This is a genomic window from Sulfuriferula nivalis, assembly GCF_009937995.1.
In the GTDB taxonomy this organism is placed as follows: Bacteria; Pseudomonadota; Gammaproteobacteria; order Burkholderiales; family Sulfuriferulaceae; genus Sulfuriferula; species Sulfuriferula nivalis.
The window spans coordinates 1,109,501-1,126,093 of the sequence record NZ_AP021881.1 but is presented as its reverse complement, the minus strand read 5'-3'; the positions used below and the strand labels follow the sequence as shown (position 1 = coordinate 1,126,093).

The following is a 16,593-nucleotide window of genomic DNA, read 5'->3' as shown; positions in this document are numbered from 1 at the left end:
AGCAGTTTCAGCTAATTTCAGCCATCACAAATCAGCATTTAATCTCCGCGCAAAGTCACCAATGGGGCTACCCGACTAACACGCCATAAACCGAGTACGCCGGCAACACTGACGCCGACGCCTCCCACGCTAATCGCTATTAGCCATAATGCCGGGTTCAGGTGATATTCCAACTTGAACACATAGGTACTTAACCCCCAGGCAACCCCACTGGCACCAGTTGCCGCCAACATGCCAGCAAGCATGCCTATCGCCATGAATTCAGTAATTTGCACTTGCCATAACTGCCGTTTTTTTGCGCCCAACACTCGCCACAATGCTGTTTCTACTGCACGCTCATCCCGAGTCGCTGCAAGTGCGGCATACAGCACTAATAACCCGGCAATCAGACTGAAAAAGAACACAAACTGCACCGCTGTCGTGACGCGGCTCAGCATATCTTGCACAGTCTGCATGATGGTTGAAACGTCGATCACTGTCAGATTAGGATATGTACGCACCATCTCGTTTAACAACGAACTCGACGTCGGTGGCAAATAGAAACTGGTGATATAACTTGCAGGTATCGCTTGCAACAGTGATGTGTTGGCAATTACAAAGAAATTTACTTTAAAACTATCCCAATTAACTTTACGCAAGCTTGTGATTTTCGCGATTACCGGCGTACCTGCCATATCAAATTGCAGACTGTCACCCAGTTTCAAATGCAATTTATCAGCAATGCCCTGTTCCACAGAAAATTGATTTTGCGTAACGTCCACTCGCCAAGATTGCCCCGCTGTTAGCTGCGTATCTGCCGACAACGCTTGCGCATAAGACAGATTAAATTCCCTGTCCAACAGCCGCTGCGTTTGCTGATCAGCATAGTTTGCACTATGCACTTCTTGCCCATTAATTGCAGTCAGTCGCCCACGTATCATCGGATATAGCTGCGCTTGCTCGATATGATGCTGGCGCAAAAATGCACGCAATGGCACGACTTGATTGGCCTGTATGTTAATCACAAAACGGTTAGGTGCTTGCGCTGGGATAGTCGCATGCCAGCTGTCCAGCAAATCACCCCGTACGATGGTCAGCAGTAGCAATGCCAACAACCCTAAAGTAAAAGCACTAATCTGTATCACACTACCCGCAGCACGCCGCCGCAGGTTCAGCAATCCATAGCGCCAGCTGCCAGTACTACGTGCAGCTAACCAGCCTGCAGCCAGCACCAGCAGTCCTGAAAACGCTACGGTGACTAATAACACCGCAGCCAAACCCAGCAATACCACACCCGTCATCTTTACATCCTGCACTTGCCAAAACAGTAATGCAACGAGCGCAGCCAAACCAGCCACATATGCGAATACGCCCAACTTATCCAGCGCAATCACATCTTTTCGCAAAATATGCATGGCAGGCGTATGTCGCAGCATCAAAAGTGTCGGTAAGCTGAATCCCGCCAATAATACCCAGCCCGCCAATATAGCCTGTAAAAATGGCAATACACCTACTGGCGGGAGCGTTAAATTAGCTAGTTTTCCTAAAATTTCAGCCAGAACTGCCTGTCCAGCATAACCCAGCAATACACCTGCGAATGCCGCGAATATACCCAATAGTGCCAGTTGCCACATATACAGTTTAACTATCGTTGTCTGACTCGCGCCAAAGCATCGCAGCAACGCGCAGGTATCCAGATGCCTGTGTAAAAAATGCCGCGCTGCCAGTAAAATCGCCACCGCTGCCAACATCACAGCCAGCAACACCGACAATCCCAAATAACGCTCGGCTTTATCCAGCACATCTCGCAACTCGGGTCGTGCATCACCCGCTGTCATTAAACGCTGGCCTCGCGTCAAATTCTTTGCGAGCACAGCCTGATATGACGTTAGCGCTTGACTAGCCCCAGCTAACAGCAAACGATAAGTCGCCCGACTGCCTGTCGTCACCAAACCTGTCGTCGCTATATCAGCCTGATTCATCAACAATCGAGGCGCCAGATTAAAGAAATCGCCACCACGATCAGGTTCATCGATCAACAACGCCGCCACCCGCAACTGACGATAACCCACGGTCACACTATCACCAACTCGCACATTGAGCGCATTTGCCAAACGCGGTGCCAGCCACACCGTGCCTGCTTGCGGTATTTCGGCGACGGGCTTATCGGCACTCGACAAACTGTCAGCAATACGCAATTGTCCACGCAACGGGTACCCTGTGCTTACCGCCTTGATATCAGCCAGTTGATTATTATCAGCAGTACTGATCATGCTAGGGAATTGCATAGTCTTCGCGGTCACCAAGCCTCGTGCTTGCGCAGTCGCCATACGTTCCAGATCAATTGCATGATCTGACACTAACACCAGATCCGCACCCAGCAAACGATTGCTTTCCAGCGTCAATGCAGCTTGCATGCGCTCACCAAACCCATGCACAGCAGCCAATCCTGCCACAGACAACATCACCGCCAGCACCAACACCCGCAGTTCACCCGCACGACTATCGCGTAGCAACAAACGCAAAGCCAATTTCAGCAAATTCATGCCAAATGCCCGGCATCCAGCGTCAAGCGCTGACTACAGCGTGCTGCCAACTGACTATCATGCGTAACCAATACTAAAGTCGTGCCTTGCTCTCGATTCAATTCAAACAGTAAATCTATAATCCGCGCACCTGTTTCCGCATCCAGATTCCCCGTCGGCTCATCAGCCAGCAACACCGCAGGTTGCACAACAAATGCCCGTGCAATTGCCACACGTTGTTGCTCCCCGCCAGACAACTGCTGCGCACGATGATGTTGCCTGCGCGCAAGACCCACGCGGGTCAACCATTCCTGTGCCTGTTGCCTGGCCTGCTTTACCCCATTTAACTCCAATGGCAGCATCACATTTTCCAACGCAGTCAGATTAGGCAATAATTGAAAAGACTGGAAGACAAAGCCGATCAGCTCACCCCGTAACTGCGCCCGTCCATCTTCATCCAAAGCTGTCAGCGATTGCCCAGCCAGCCACACCGCTCCCTGACTCGGTGTATCCAGACCCGCCAGCAAACCCAACAACGTAGACTTGCCTGAACCCGAAGCGCCAACAATCGCAACCGAAGCACCCCGTTCTATGTCAAAGCTGCTAGGATGCAATATAGTCAACGTAGCATCGTTCACTTGAACCTGCTTGGCCAAATCTACAACACGAAAAATCAAATTATCGACAGGAATAGTCATGGGCTGGAAAAGTTTACTGGTTATAGGATGGTTATTAATCACAGGCATAGCACACGCCGCCCCTGTGATACTTGTATATGGTGACAGCCTTTCTGCAGGCTATGGACTAGCTGCGCATCAGGCCTGGCCAGACTTGTTACAACAACGCCTGACCACAAAGAACTGGCAAATCATCAATGCCAGCATCAGCGGCGAAACCACAGCGGGTGGTCTTGCTCGTTTACCGGACACACTGGCACAACATCACCCCAAGATAGTCATACTCGCACTCGGTGCAAACGATGGCCTGCGTGGATTATCCATGGCTGCGATGTATGACAACCTGAACAACATGATGCAACAAATCAGAAACACAGGCGCAGTTATTTTATTAGTGGGCGTACATCTGCCGCCCAATTATGGCATAGCCTATACCGAAAAGTTCCAGCAGGTTTACACCAAACTCGCGCAGCAACACCATGTTGCCTATTTACCGTCATTACTGGCTAATGTAGAGAATAAACGCGAGTTGTTCCAGGCAGATGGGTTACACCCGATCGCCGTGGCAGAACCACTGGTATTAGATGCCGTTCTGGATGGATTATTACCGTTACTTAAACACGGTAAATATTAAAGGAATAAGCAACAGAGGCAGAAATCAGGAGATATCTTAACTCTGTTGCAATTGTCTAAATTACGACCTTGAGTTCAAATGCAGCGCAGTAAATACCTTAAGACGAAACAGAAAGATAAGCAGCGACAGCTCTGACTTCACTTGGAGTAATGTCATAAGTAATCACCTTCATCACCGCACCGTCAGGACGCCCGTCAGTGTCCTTAAACACACCTAACTGTTTCTCAATATAGTCTGCATGTTGCCCAGCAATACGGGGAAATGAACTATTCCCTTCACCATTCGCACCATGACAAGATGCACAGGCTGGTGTATTTTGTGCAGGCACCCCATTATTAAAAATAAGTTTACCTTTTGCCACCAAATCAGCATTTGCATGTTCCACTTGATCAGGAATCATTTTCTGCTGGTTAAAGTAAGTCGCCAGCTCAGTGATTTGCGCATCAGTCAAATGTCTGGCTATTCCCCACATATATTGAGAGCCAGCCGGATCAGAGCGGTCATGGCTCCTGAATACCTTTAACTGAGAGATGATATATTCACTCTGCTGTGACGCTAATTTAGGAAAAGTCGGATTTGTAGAATTCCCGTCCACACCGTGACAAGTTGAGCAAACCTGTTGCGCCAGATCTTTGCCAGACACACTGGGATCATTCAGATTACGTGAGCTTTCTGTTGTAGTACAACCGGCAACCATAGTCATTGATGCCAGCACCAAACCAATCGCAATCTTCTTCATTTCAATACTCCCATGCTGTTTTCACGTGTTAGCTTTTCATCATGATCGCTAACATAAGCGATAAGACCAAATGATAGTTGAGTTAGCTGAATCATCAGTATGCTCCCCAGATGTAGAACACTACTTGATTAGCACCGCTGGCCTTACCGTTGTACGTATCTACGGCACCTGTGGACACACCATCAACTTTGCTAAACATGGTGTACTGCACTCCAGTACGGATATTCTGTACTGGCATCCAGTATATTTCTGGTGTCCATCCCTCAGTTCCCGTTTGACTAGCGAACATATTTCCGGAAAGACTCGCTGCGTTGTTAGAACTGTTGCTGACGTTAAAGTATGACAATGAAGTACCATACTGCGCTTTATAGGTGTAAGAAGCTTTAGCTCGGAAAGCATTGACTGTGTCCTGCAACGACCCAGGCGCACCATAATCTACTGTTTCATTGGTACGCGTCAGTGTCGCGGTAAACGTATGCGGATCCAGCAAGTATTGATACTGCAAGTCTATGGTGTTGTCACGATAATGGTCAGTTGCTGGCAGTGTAGGATCTGGATATTGCCGAACATCAAAATAGGAATAGCCCAGCATGACATTATGTGCACCCCACTCGCGGGTTAATGCCAGACGTAAATAAGGATTTTCACCCTTGATCACCGTTTGCCCACCATTGCCCTGGGTCAAGAATGAAAATACGCCATCCCCAGTACGATAAGCACTGACTTCTGCGTAAACCATTTTATTCCAGTAAAGATATGCACCCGCGCCTACTACTTGTGAGCCTAGGGCACCATGAAAAATAGGATTAGTAGCGACACCAGTACCGGTACTGATAGGCACTACCCCATAACCCCATGCTGGCGTACTACCCCACACATCCTGAACACCAGGATTGTTATTTAGGGTAAAGCCATAGATCAAATCTGAACCATTGCTGATGAGGCGATCCGCATAGCGGAAATCAGCATTATCCGAAGCCACATGCCCGGAAGCACCAGTATCACCACCATAGTTATCGTAAGTCAGCTGTGCAAACACACCTGATTTATCTGTGATTTTACCCGCCACAAATAAACTACCCGTATTGAACGTCAGCGTGCCATCAGTTGCTGTATGACCTGGCCCCGTTGCAGCTGGCCCCTTGACGTTAGTTGAGCCCATCACAGCCATCATAGCCAGTGGTACCGTGCGCTCACCGATAGAATAAGCAGTTAATTTAAACATCCGACCATAGGGCGTCAATTCAGGAAACTGTCCGCCAGCGTGACAGGCCAGACAGTTCTGCCCCGTCTGCCGAGCAAACGCAGGTACCGCATGAGCATCAATTGAAATGAGCCCCGTCATGATCGTAATCAGGTATGTTATAAAACGACCTGACTGTAATCGCCTGAATGCATAGCCAGCATTTGCCAGCCTGACTCCCATCTGCTTCAAAAACACCCCACCTGCCCAATTCGCTTTCATGTCAGCTCCTTATTTCTTTAAAATTTCGTATATAAAGATAATGATGTGTTTTTATATTGCAAAAAAACACCCCCTCCACTATAAGAGCTAAAGGTACAAACCCTTACCCTTACAAATGACAAGGGCGTAAGTGCAGAATACGCACACTATACTGACCCAATGCTTACAAGTTATGCAATTAAAGCGAGCCAGCTAGAAAGTCTTTTGAGTTACATTCATCATAACTGCCCCGCCATTTGAATTTCTAAATCAAATATCAAACAATTCACCTAAAAACAGTGCAATTCACCAGTTTCATGACCCCAAATTAAGCCTTAGCATAGGCTAAACACCAGCCTTTAGGACTTACGTCCCCTTCGACAATTTTACATTGAGGTTTAGCGCCAGGGATGAATTGCACGCAAGTGTCACATTGACTGCCGTTCTTAGGCATATCCTGATACTGCATCATAACTTTAGCCATCTTTGCAGCAGTTGCATTGCCGCTAACAATTAAAGTCGGAATAACAGAAATACCCGCTACTAATGTCGCCCCCTTTAAAAATAAGCGACGTGATACCGATTGATTTGCAATCTTTTTCATAACTTTCTCCTGATAACAATATTAAATACAGTGACTAGCAGCGACATCACATTGGTCGAAATTAGAACGTATATATTGCACTCACATTCAGCACATCGGAATTAAAATTGCTTTTGACCCCTGTCGCACTGGCAGTGGCAATACCATAACGATCCCATCCCAGACGCACACCAATATTAGTAGTGGCATTGTATTGCACACCGACACCGTAAGTTAGCGCTGTACGGCTAGTACCAAAAGCAGAATACCCTGCTGACGTGGTTGTCTTAGCGCTTGCAATTCCTAGCTTTCCATACAGATTAAAACTTTCGTTCAGTGGAAGTATACCCACAGCCGATACGCTGAATGCATCGGCTTTAGCCGTATTTCCAGCGGTATCAGTCACTTGGCCAACACCCGTATATTGCCCTTCAGTAGCAAAGTTTTTATTAAACTGGTAACCAACAATACCACCATAAATAAACGAGGAGTTTTTGCTCAAGCTAGTCGTAGAGGTAATATTCGGTTTGCCATTTCCCAAACTTAAGCCTGCGTAAAAACCGTCATCTGCAGCAAATGCGGTAGTTGTTACTCCAATCAATATTAAAGGAATCGCAATGCCTTTGTTGAAATTGGAAAAGGTGATTTTATTGATTTTAATCATGATTTAAACTCCAAAGGTAGTAACTAAAAAGTGATACAAAAGTGCCCAAAGTAATACAAACAAAAATATAGTGATAAGACATAAAATCCCCTCCTAAAATCAGCTATGCAACTTTAATTTTTCGAGCAACTGGCTGACTTCGATACGACGTCCTTGATCTGCATCTTCGCGACCTGGTCTGGGTGATGCAGACATCGCCTTTTCAAGATAGATTTTGGCTTGAGTATAATCACCTTGTTCTAATAGAAAATCGCCGTAAAAATAGTTGGCATCAATACCATTTGGATTGATTTTTATAGCTTTTACTAAGTATTCACGTGCCTTGTCCTTATCCCCAAAACTAATAGGCCAATGAGGAACTTTATAATAGAGGCTGCCGAGAGATGTATAAATTGAGCCACCAAGCACATCTGGTTGGATTTTTTCAGCACGAACCAGCAAATCACGCGCCGCTTTTACTTTATTCAGCGCACCTAAACCGCCTTCAAATTTCGCATAGCTACTAAGCACAATAGCCTCCCAAACTAATGGTTCAGCTCGACCAGGATTTGCTATTTCGATCTGATGTGATTTGGTGGCAAGATTTTCAAAAGCAGAAATTTTTTGTGGTTCAGGCGTCAGGTAATAAGCCTTAGCCCACCCATGCTGAAGTTCGGCAATACTATCGCCAAGACTGTCGGCAAACGCGATGTTGTTTCCAAGCAGCACAGTGCTTAAGAGAGCAATCGCAGTCAAAGCACTTGGAAGATAACGTTTAAACGATTTATGCATCATCATTTCCTTATTAAAGCCATTGTTAAAGAGTAAATTCACGAGTTTTTGTATTCTGTTTACGTAGTGCGTTATCTATTAACCGAGGAAAGATGGCGTTGATGCGCACGAATAGACTTTCTGGCCAACCAATATAATAATCATCACTATCTTTTTCGATGGCACGCACCACATGTTGAGCCACGACAAATGGCTCATCGGTATTCATACCGACTGCGACTGCCATTTTGCTAATCACGCTGTTATTAAGAGGTGTCTTTGTATAGCGAGGAGCAACATAAGTAACACCGACACCAGACCCTTCTAGTTCCCGTCTGAGCGCTTCTGAAAAGCCCCGTATAGCAAACTTGCTTGCAGAGTAAGTAGCAAAATAGGCGAATCCTATACTGCCGAAGATCGAGCCAATATTAACAATCTGGCCATGACGAGCTGAAACCATAGTAGGCAACAGCAAACGCGTAAGCTGCATAGGAGAAACCACGTTGATACGCCACAGCATTTCCAGACTTTCTGCTGTTTGTTTATCAAATAGTCCAAAATGCGTCACCCCGGCACAATTGATCAATATATCAATACCACCTGCCTGATTAATCACCTGGTCGGCCAGCTTCTCGGGCGCATTAGGAATAGAGAAATCACAAGCATATATTTGTGCTTTACCTCCTTGTACCAATACGGCTTTCTTTAAATCATTGAGTTTATTCACATCCGTACCAACCAAGATCAGTTTGGCACCTTTAACGCCCAGATTCATAGCCAGTTCACTACCAATACCGCCTGTCGCACCCGTAATCAAAATACGTTGATCAACAATATTCATTACACTGACTCCAGCGTACGAAAAATGTCGCCATACAGACTGAACACAGATTTGGCGCAATGTACCAAACACGCTTTGTCCTCAAACAAATCCAATCGATTAACCAAGTCTCTGAAAAAGTCCACATGTGCCAGATCGAGCGTTCCATGGCTATCAAGATAGCTAAACGCATTCTTGGGCAAATTAAGCGATCCATGTAATGAACTGGCAGCATGCGTTGCTAACTGGACGCTGGTGCTCTCCAAGACATACACCATCCCCAAAAAGCCCACTGGATTAACCCGCGCGATGGTGTCGTAGGCATAGGCAACCATTAACTCGGCAGCAAAACCTGGTTGACCATAACGCACTGCGTCAGCATCCGCACCACAAGCCGTGATGTCGTTTAGTATCCATTCCTGATGCCCAATTTCCTCCTCTATGTAATGAGCAATAGCTTCACGTAACCATTCCTTTTCATCAGACAGGCGCGAACCACAAGCCATTAATAGCGGCACCGTATGTTTGACGTGATGATAAGCCTGGGTAAGAAAAGCAACATATTGGTTCAACGTAACCTGCCCTGTCATTGCGTTCTGAATAACAGGAATAGATTGCAGTTCAAGCTGTTCAGCATGTGTTAGTTGTTGCAATTGTTCAAAAAATGACATTTACTTCCTCCTGATAAAGACGTTCGAGTGCGTCGCTATAAACCATCAATATGGCATCTCGTTTTAATCGACCATTGGTAGTTAACTGTTGGTTAACTGGCATAAAGGGTATGGCTGCAAGCACCCATGATTTGATACGAGCATAGTCCGGTAACACTTTGTTAGTTGCTTGAACAGCCATGTCAACTTGCTCCTTTGAGTATCCCAGTCGAGCCACAATGACAGCCACAGAAAATGGTTTAGCTTCCCCATAAACAGCGACTTGCGCGATAGCGGGGTGCATAGTCAATTCACGTTCTATCCATTCCGGCGCAACATTACGACCAAACGAGGTAATAAACAGGCTTTTACGACGTCCGGTAATATGCAAAAAACCTTCAGTATCTAAATATCCGATATCACCAGTTGGCCAATGTTGAGATGGGGATTCACGTCCCAGATAGCCGAGAAAATTCGAACCACTTACCAAAACTTCGCCAATATCCGAGAAGCTGATGGCAACGTGTGGCAGAGGGCGTCCAACACTGCCAACACAATATGCATCAGGCGTATTAAGCGATACGACCGAACCGCATTCGGATAGTCCATAACCCTCAAACACAGGAAGATTTATTTGACGCGCACGTTGCAAAAGTTCTAGAGACACAGGCGCGCCGCCAACTGCAATAAATCGCAAGTTGGCAGGCATAGATGCGCCATCTTCTCCAGCCACAACAAGAGCTTGTAACATTTGCGGCGCAAAAATGGTGCTGCTAGCCCTATATGTATGCAACGCTTTTAACATGCGCGCCACATCGAGACCAACCGCCCCGATCAATCCAACCTGTTGCAACGGAAGCAAACAAGAACAAGCCCCAGCTAATAAGGGGGTATAAATACCACCTATATTTTCTAGTAAGGTAGATAGTGGCGTTAAACAAAGATGCCGATCCGAGAATTGCGCCTGACTGGCTTCCATCAGTGAAGTAGCTACTGTTTCGATTTGCGCAAGGCTTAGACAAACCCCCTTAGGTTCGCCTGTTGTACCAGAGGTGTAAGAAATTTTTGCCGTTCCGTGCGGGAGATTCTGAGGAATCACACCTTGCAGTCTGATCAGATGTAGTCCACCTAAGTCACCCGCTTTATGAAATTGAATATTTGCATCTTGCAACAGTGATTCAAGCTGCATAGGTTGATCTGTTAAGATGGCATTCAAACCAGCATCATTGATCGCATGCAAGATTTGTTGTGATGAGAAGAATAATGGCAATGGCACTATTGGAATGCCCGCTATCATGGCGGATACATCGACTAACGCCCAAGGCAAACCATTATTAGCCAACAGTCCCAGAGCGCGAATTCGCTGAGCGCTCAGATCATAAGTAAGTTCGGTGATAACCTGATACAGAGCACCATAAGACAAAGATGCGTCACTGCCCTCAAATGCAATGCGCTCAGGATAATCGGAGGCGGCCTGACGTAACCGTGTCAGCATTTTACTCATGCGAGTCAACCCCTCCCATGCCTGCACGCAAGAGCGCAGCAAGATCACGCTGCTTTAATAAAGAATTGAATCCATCAGCGATATTGCCTGCCATTACCATTGGAGCATGGTCGTAATAACTACCCCAACTCGCTCTGTCCAATAATGGCAAATGAGTTAACCTAGCTGCGCCAAGTTCAACTGGGCTTAAACCTAACCGCTTGAAACCGTTACGTAATGCTGAAGTGCCAGTAAAAACAACCCACTTGTAACCTTCATTAAACAACCTTGCTGTTAGTGCTACGATTAACCAGCGTGCTGCGCCAGGATAAAGCACGGACAGATTACCTACCTCAATAATGTCCTTGCGTTGTACGGCTACACCAAGTTTTAATCGCAGAATGTCTTCAATTGATTGTTCAAAATAAGATTCCAGAAACAGTCGTGAATTTAAAGCAGGGCGCAACCCAAACGCAGCAATTAAGTCACCTCGCTTGCTACGTAGACTAAGTAAGCGCGGCATGAAATGATTGACCTCTGTACCATATGCTTTAGCAAAACATTGTTTGATAAAACACTCAATCTCTTCACGACCATGGACAGACTGTTCCAGCAAATCGAATATGGATGTCAGACGATGGTTAAAAGCTAATGTTTCCTGATCGCAAGCAAAAGCAGTTTCAGAACTATCATTCGCTTGTGCTGGTATGGTGTTCATGCGATTCCCTTTTAGGTAAGTCTTCAAAAGGTATATCGCAAATGCCGTGCCAAGCACCGACAGATAGTATTTTATTTATTAACTAATTGATTTTAATTGATAAAAAAACATTATTAAGGAATGGTAAATGTGGCTTAAGGTTTATTTAACCCTGCATTAATTGCAAATCACGCAAATTTTCACAACAATTTTTGCAGGGTTATTTTGAACAGGTTACTGAATTGGCATCATTGCTGATGTGACCCGCTGCGGTAATAAACAGGACTGCTTCTACATGATTATTGAGCTTGCAGTAAGGCACGTAACCAATTGCATTGGGCGTTTCTGCTACAAACTGCAAAACAGCCTGATCAGATAAAAGCACAAAAGGCGGAGAAATCCCATTGAAATACATATCATTCCAGAATTTCTCTAACTCTTCTGGATTAGCACCCAATACCGTTTGTGAAAACGCACGGCGAGATTGATTCGAAGCGGGTAAATTGACTGGTTGAATCTTACTTCCATCATCCCAAAACATTTTTTTACGTTTAAAGATTAATACAAGATCTTCCTTATTTAAACTTTTAACGTGCCCTGCCGCCATAATGACTGCGAGCGGCTCTTCAGCAGCCATGGACCACATTGACAAGTTCATTAACAGCAAAAATGCGGTAAGTAGACGCACAATAAGAGATAACCGCATCAGAACAATATGGCAAGAGAAGTAAAAAATCCTTCAGGCGCCTTAATGCGATTATTGTCGGCGTGACTGAATTCAGCTTTAAATATCATTGCAGGTGAAACCCGTTTCGCTACACCACCTAGCCATAAATTCATTGCTGCACCAGGGTCACCATTATCATAAAATTCATAGCGTCCAATACCATACCAACTTTGAGAAATAGGCGCCACGCCTTGAATAAAAATCCCTTTTGTATCTCGGTAAGCAGCATTTTCAGAACGTCGGTACACTCCTTCAGAGCTAATTTCATAGCGATTTTTAGACCAAAAATAATCTATTCCAACCAGATTTTTACGGTCACCAATTGAGCTTTTCTGCTCAAAATTTGCGTACGATACGCCAATTTCGCCTAAATGAGATGTAGGTAGTGTCAAATGAAAACCATAAGCTTCTTCAAATGGATCAAGCTTGGGATCAGAGCGCCAATCCTGAGTCATCGCTGCATAAATTGAATAATCAATTGCTGAATTCCAAATCGGAATGGTGCCATAAGCCATCCCCCCGGTCGCATTAGTTGGGAAAGAGCGTTCTGTGACTAAGGGCCGAGAGGTGGTCCAAACTAAAGGTGCCGCATGGATAACATTCCAGCGACCAATAGGTGTAAGGAACTTACCCGCACGTAAATTGAGCTTTTCTGAATACAAATAATCAGCATAAAGCCGCTCCAAACCAAGATATGCATGATTTGTAGTGACGCCATTAGCACTTTCCCATGCTAATGCATTTTCCAAATCTAATTCTGAGAAAACTCGAACTTTACCGTCATTATCCCAATGCAAAAAAATACTCAGATTATTAATACTAATTGACGTTGGATGCTGTCTATCATTTTGAATACCAAAATCAGCATAACCTCCAAAATTTAATCCTGTACCTGGGATTTGCAAACCCTTACCTGGTTGATAATCAAAATTAATTTCAGAATCGCTTGCCCACACAGGCATATTTCCAAATAGCAACAATAACGCATGCAGCAATAAAAAATACTTCAGCGGAATCATAATTTGATACCGGAATAGAAAAAAACCGATTGTGCCATATAATGCCTGAGCATTCACATCTAATACTTACTACCGTGACTATACGCAAAACACTCTTGGTCGCATTCCTGCTAGTCAGCTTATTGCCTTCAATACTGCTCACGTTCCTGGCGTTTCAGGTTGCAGGAGAAGCCATGCGCAATGAAATTAAACAGAGTTTGCAAATTCAGGCAGCGACCGTATCTCAAGACATCGACAAAATGTTATTTGAACGTTTGCAGAATGCGCAAACCTGGCGTCAACTTGAGGTCACACAAGACATAAGAGTCAACGATATTGACAAACGGCTGTCCAATTTCTTGTCAGGACTAAAAACTGGCTATCATGATATGTATCAAGAATTGCTTTGTACCGACAGTTTTGGAACTGTTGTTGCCAGCAGCAATCCAGCCAGCATAGGTACAAAAAAATACCAGACTAAAAGCGCTTTTTTAAATCGAAATGGGAGTGGCGCATCTCCAATCCAGTTAGAACCCTTGCAAATTAGCAGAAGCAATGGGACTACTATTTTACCCATTGCTGCCACAGTACCTTCAACATTTGATCAAGGGCAGCTTGGTGAGATGTATTTGATGTTCAACTGGACCCAGATTTATCATATTCTGGATCAAGCCGCCCAAAGTGGGCATGCACTGATATTACTGGATAAGGATGGACGTATCATTGCCGCATCCGCTGAACTGCGTAACAACGGCGCATTATTGAAGAAAACCCCAGCTTCGTGGTCGTCAGGTGGACAGAGCGGCATTGGCACTCACGATGGCTCATTATTACACTATAAGGAAGTGATGGTCGGGTATGACCACTCTCCTGGATTTCAACAATTCCCTGGCTTTAATTGGACTACACTGGTCATAGAAAATAGTCAGCATGCATTTATCCCTGTACGCCAAATAGCCATAGTATTCATCCTGCTGCTGGTACTCACCAGTGCTTTCGCAATTGGATTTTCAATGCTGGTTGCTGGTCGTATCGCCCGCCCCATTACCGCACTCACGGCATTTACCCGCCATTTTATGCGCGATAAGAAATTGCCTGAAGCGCCTCATCTGGCAGAAGGTGAAGTTGGTGAGCTTACTAAAGCTTTTGTCCAAACGGTGACTGAGCTGGAACAATCTCAGGCAAACTTGGTTCGCGCTTCAAAACTTGCAGTGCTAGGTGAGCTTGCCGCTGTGATGGCGCATGAAATTCGCACACCAATTGGCATTTTGCGATCATCAGCGCAGATGCTGTCGCGTGAGCCTGGTTTGAGTAGTGAAGCTCAGGAGTTAACTGGATTTATTGAAAGTGAAACTGAGCGGCTTAATCGATTGGTTTCAACGTTACTCGATAGCGCTCGTACTCGCCCACCAAAATTGCAACCCGTTGATTTACAACCCGTCATCCATCACAGTGTCGATTTGCTTGCGTCGCAGGCGCTCAAAAAAAGCATTGATATCAGTTTGCATCTTGAGACTAAAAGTACAGTCGTCATGGCTGACGCCGAACAAATAACACAAGTGTTGCTTAATTTGATACTGAACGCGCTACAAATATTACCTGATCATGGGCAGGTGACCATTACATCCCATGAAACATCAAAAAAGTTAGTAATTGAAATTTCTGATAATGGGCCGGGAATTCCACAAGATGCACTTACCAGGGTTTTTGACCCATTTTTTACTAAACGCGAAGGTGGTGTGGGACTAGGATTAGCTGTGGTACAGCAAATCATCATTGCGCATGGTGGCGAAATTCATGCTGGAAACCGTACTACAGGCGGTGCAATATTTACCATTACTTTACCTATGGAAGAAAACACATGATCAGTCAGCGAGTTCTGGTAGTTGATGATGAGCCTAAAATGCAGCGCGTACTTGAAATCATGCTACAACGTATGGGCTATGAAGTTTCCTGCGCCAGCGATGGCAAAGCAGCTTTGCAAATTATGAAATCAGCTCCTGCTGACCTAATTATTAGCGATCTACGCATGCCGGGCATGAGCGGAACTGAACTGTTAAAAACCTTACGTGATGAAGATAACGAAGTACCAGTGATCATCATGACCGCTTATGGCACCATAGAAACTGCAGTTGAAGCCATGAAACTTGGGGCCTGCGAATATATTGTACGACCCTTCGATGTTGAGGCACTGGAACTTGTCATAGCCCGCATACTAACTGAAGGTCGCATCCGTCAACAGAACACTTTCTTACGCCAGGAAGTGGAAAAAGGATGGGGAGAGTTTGTTGGTAGCAGCGAGCCTATGCAACAAGTTTACAACCACATTCGTCAAGTAGCGCCAAGCAAGACAACCGTACTCATTACTGGAGAAACTGGAACTGGAAAAGAACTGGTAGCACGTGCTATTCATCGAACATCCCCACGCCATTCGGCATTATTTGTACCCATTAATTGCGCAGCTATCCCAGCCGACATTTTAGAAAGTGAATTATTCGGTTATGTCAGGGGCGCCTTTACTGGTGCGATTAAAGATCGTGTTGGCAAATTTGAGTTAGCTGACGGTGGCACACTATTCCTTGACGAGCTAACCGAAATGCCAATGCCGCTACAGGCAAAACTGCTACGTGTACTTCAGGAAAATATTATCGAACGATTAGGTAGTAATCGCAGCATTCCAATTGATGTTCGCATCATTGCAGCCACGAATCGCAATCCACGACAAGCAATCAGCGATGGGAAGTTACGAGAAGATTTATATTACCGCGTGAATGTATTCAACATTGACTTACCTGCTTTGCGTGAACGAAAGGAGGACATTCCAGCACTTGCAGCCAGCCATCTCGCAAATCAGAACAAATCCTACAGCATATCAAAAGCAGCCATGGACAGTTTACAAAACTATCCTTGGCCAGGCAACGTACGTGAATTGCAGAATATTATAGAGCGCGCTGCTGTACTGGCTCACGGCGGCATAATTGAGATACAGGATTTCCCGCAAGAGTTGAATAATCTCAAAACAACATTAGATATTTCTGAGCAATACGCTGATTCACCCACCTTGGAATTAAATCCTGCAATAGAACGACTTGAAGCAACTATGATACGAGCAGCACTTGAGCAAACAGGTAACAACAAAAGCAAAGCAGCCAGATTACTTGATATCAGCGAACGGGCATTGTGGTACAAGATTAAAAAACTTGAATGATGCGGCAATAACCTA

At 45.2% G+C, this 16,593-nt stretch carries 16 protein-coding genes; 3 read left to right on the top strand and 13 right to left on the bottom strand.

Annotated elements, in window-relative coordinates; genetic code table 11:
- Positions 1-38: 38 nt before the first annotated feature.
- Together SFSGTM_RS05855 and SFSGTM_RS05850 are read right to left on the bottom strand one after the other, a co-directional pair.
- Complete coding sequence (locus SFSGTM_RS05855) at positions 39-2,525, bottom strand: ABC transporter permease (RefSeq protein WP_162084367.1); 2,487 nt, start codon at positions 2,523-2,525, stop codon at positions 39-41.
- Positions 2,522-3,202, bottom strand: a complete 681-nt coding sequence (locus SFSGTM_RS05850; RefSeq protein ID WP_162084366.1) for an ABC transporter ATP-binding protein — start codon at positions 3,200-3,202, stop codon at positions 2,522-2,524. The genes SFSGTM_RS05855 and SFSGTM_RS05850 overlap by 4 nt, the downstream gene beginning before the upstream one ends.
- Here SFSGTM_RS05850 and SFSGTM_RS05845 point away from each other — a divergent pair.
- Positions 3,201-3,815 (top strand): arylesterase, encoded by a 615-nt coding sequence (locus tag SFSGTM_RS05845; RefSeq protein ID WP_162084365.1) that lies wholly within the window; start codon positions 3,201-3,203, stop codon positions 3,813-3,815. The genes SFSGTM_RS05850 and SFSGTM_RS05845 overlap by 2 nt on opposite strands.
- A gap of 97 nt (positions 3,816-3,912) precedes the next feature.
- Here SFSGTM_RS05845 and SFSGTM_RS05840 read toward each other — a convergent pair whose 3' ends face one another.
- From SFSGTM_RS05840 to SFSGTM_RS05790, 11 genes are all read right to left on the bottom strand, one after another.
- Complete coding sequence (locus tag SFSGTM_RS05840) at positions 3,913-4,554, bottom strand: c-type cytochrome (protein WP_162084364.1); 642 nt, start codon at positions 4,552-4,554, stop codon at positions 3,913-3,915.
- 94 nt (positions 4,555-4,648) lie between these two features.
- Positions 4,649-6,019: a cytochrome C gene (locus tag SFSGTM_RS05835; RefSeq protein WP_232526053.1), complete on the bottom strand. Its 1,371-nt coding sequence runs from the start codon at positions 6,017-6,019 to the stop codon at positions 4,649-4,651.
- Between the two features lie 307 nt (positions 6,020-6,326).
- The gene (locus SFSGTM_RS05830) at positions 6,327-6,602 is read right to left on the bottom strand and encodes a high-potential iron-sulfur protein (RefSeq protein WP_162084363.1); all 276 of its coding nucleotides are present in this window, start codon (positions 6,600-6,602) and stop codon (positions 6,327-6,329) included.
- A gap of 61 nt (positions 6,603-6,663) precedes the next feature.
- A complete protein-coding gene (locus SFSGTM_RS05825; protein WP_162084362.1) occupies positions 6,664-7,245 on the bottom strand; it encodes a porin family protein in 582 nt (193 codons plus the stop codon).
- A 99-nt stretch (positions 7,246-7,344) separates the two neighbouring features.
- Entirely contained in the window at positions 7,345-8,058 is a 714-nt protein-coding gene (locus SFSGTM_RS05820; RefSeq protein ID WP_232526052.1) for a tetratricopeptide repeat protein, read from the bottom strand.
- The gene (locus SFSGTM_RS05815; RefSeq protein WP_162084361.1) at positions 8,042-8,836 is read right to left on the bottom strand and encodes an SDR family oxidoreductase; all 795 of its coding nucleotides are present in this window, start codon (positions 8,834-8,836) and stop codon (positions 8,042-8,044) included. Before SFSGTM_RS05815 ends, SFSGTM_RS05820 begins: the two co-directional genes overlap by 17 nt.
- On the bottom strand, positions 8,836-9,486 hold the full coding sequence (locus SFSGTM_RS05810) for an iron-containing redox enzyme family protein (protein WP_162084360.1): 651 nt from the start codon (positions 9,484-9,486) through the stop codon (positions 8,836-8,838). The genes SFSGTM_RS05815 and SFSGTM_RS05810 overlap by 1 nt, the downstream gene beginning before the upstream one ends.
- A complete protein-coding gene (locus SFSGTM_RS05805) occupies positions 9,473-10,969 on the bottom strand; it encodes an AMP-binding protein (RefSeq protein ID WP_162084359.1) in 1,497 nt (498 codons plus the stop codon). Before SFSGTM_RS05805 ends, SFSGTM_RS05810 begins: the two co-directional genes overlap by 14 nt.
- Positions 10,962-11,666, bottom strand: coding sequence for a thermostable hemolysin (locus tag SFSGTM_RS05800; RefSeq protein WP_162084358.1), 705 nt, complete (start codon positions 11,664-11,666; stop codon positions 10,962-10,964). The genes SFSGTM_RS05805 and SFSGTM_RS05800 overlap by 8 nt, the downstream gene beginning before the upstream one ends.
- 199 nt (positions 11,667-11,865) lie before the next feature.
- A complete protein-coding gene (locus tag SFSGTM_RS05795; protein WP_162084357.1) occupies positions 11,866-12,282 on the bottom strand; it encodes a type 2 periplasmic-binding domain-containing protein in 417 nt (138 codons plus the stop codon).
- A gap of 68 nt (positions 12,283-12,350) precedes the next feature.
- Complete coding sequence (locus SFSGTM_RS05790) at positions 12,351-13,448, bottom strand: hypothetical protein (protein ID WP_162084356.1); 1,098 nt, start codon at positions 13,446-13,448, stop codon at positions 12,351-12,353.
- On the opposite strand from SFSGTM_RS05790, the gene SFSGTM_RS05785 reads away from it, so the two are divergent.
- Positions 13,433-15,235: a PAS domain-containing sensor histidine kinase gene (locus SFSGTM_RS05785; RefSeq protein WP_162084355.1), complete on the top strand. Its 1,803-nt coding sequence runs from the start codon at positions 13,433-13,435 to the stop codon at positions 15,233-15,235. The two genes, SFSGTM_RS05790 and SFSGTM_RS05785, sit on opposite strands and share 16 nt — an antisense overlap.
- The gene (locus SFSGTM_RS05780) at positions 15,232-16,578 is read left to right on the top strand and encodes a sigma-54-dependent transcriptional regulator (protein ID WP_174237398.1); all 1,347 of its coding nucleotides are present in this window, start codon (positions 15,232-15,234) and stop codon (positions 16,576-16,578) included. Before SFSGTM_RS05785 ends, SFSGTM_RS05780 begins: the two co-directional genes overlap by 4 nt.
- The last annotated feature ends 15 nt before the right edge of the window (positions 16,579-16,593 follow it).

What these genes read in the sequence shown, in the direction of transcription:
- SFSGTM_RS05855 (WP_162084367.1), bottom strand. Translation starts at nt 2,525, where the DNA reads ATGAATTTGCTGAAATTGGCTTTGCGTTTGTTGCTACGCGATAGTCGT.
- SFSGTM_RS05845 (WP_162084365.1), top strand. Translation starts at nt 3,201, where the DNA reads ATGGGCTGGAAAAGTTTACTGGTTATAGGATGGTTATTAATCACAGGC.
- SFSGTM_RS05850 (WP_162084366.1), bottom strand. Translation starts at nt 3,202, where the DNA reads ATGACTATTCCTGTCGATAATTTGATTTTTCGTGTTGTAGATTTGGCC.
- SFSGTM_RS05840 (WP_162084364.1), bottom strand. Translation starts at nt 4,554, where the DNA reads ATGAAGAAGATTGCGATTGGTTTGGTGCTGGCATCAATGACTATGGTT.
- SFSGTM_RS05835 (WP_232526053.1), bottom strand. Translation starts at nt 6,019, where the DNA reads ATGAAAGCGAATTGGGCAGGTGGGGTGTTTTTGAAGCAGATGGGAGTC.
- SFSGTM_RS05830 (WP_162084363.1), bottom strand. Translation starts at nt 6,602, where the DNA reads ATGAAAAAGATTGCAAATCAATCGGTATCACGTCGCTTATTTTTAAAG.
- SFSGTM_RS05825 (WP_162084362.1), bottom strand. Translation starts at nt 7,245, where the DNA reads ATGATTAAAATCAATAAAATCACCTTTTCCAATTTCAACAAAGGCATT.
- SFSGTM_RS05815 (WP_162084361.1), bottom strand. Translation starts at nt 8,836, where the DNA reads ATGAATATTGTTGATCAACGTATTTTGATTACGGGTGCGACAGGCGGT.
- SFSGTM_RS05810 (WP_162084360.1), bottom strand. Translation starts at nt 9,486, where the DNA reads ATGTCATTTTTTGAACAATTGCAACAACTAACACATGCTGAACAGCTT.
- SFSGTM_RS05805 (WP_162084359.1), bottom strand. Translation starts at nt 10,969, where the DNA reads ATGAGTAAAATGCTGACACGGTTACGTCAGGCCGCCTCCGATTATCCT.
- SFSGTM_RS05800 (WP_162084358.1), bottom strand. Translation starts at nt 11,666, where the DNA reads ATGAACACCATACCAGCACAAGCGAATGATAGTTCTGAAACTGCTTTT.
- SFSGTM_RS05795 (WP_162084357.1), bottom strand. Translation starts at nt 12,282, where the DNA reads ATGGCTGCTGAAGAGCCGCTCGCAGTCATTATGGCGGCAGGGCACGTT.
- SFSGTM_RS05785 (WP_162084355.1), top strand. Translation starts at nt 13,433, where the DNA reads ATGCCTGAGCATTCACATCTAATACTTACTACCGTGACTATACGCAAA.
- SFSGTM_RS05780 (WP_174237398.1), top strand. Translation starts at nt 15,232, where the DNA reads ATGATCAGTCAGCGAGTTCTGGTAGTTGATGATGAGCCTAAAATGCAG.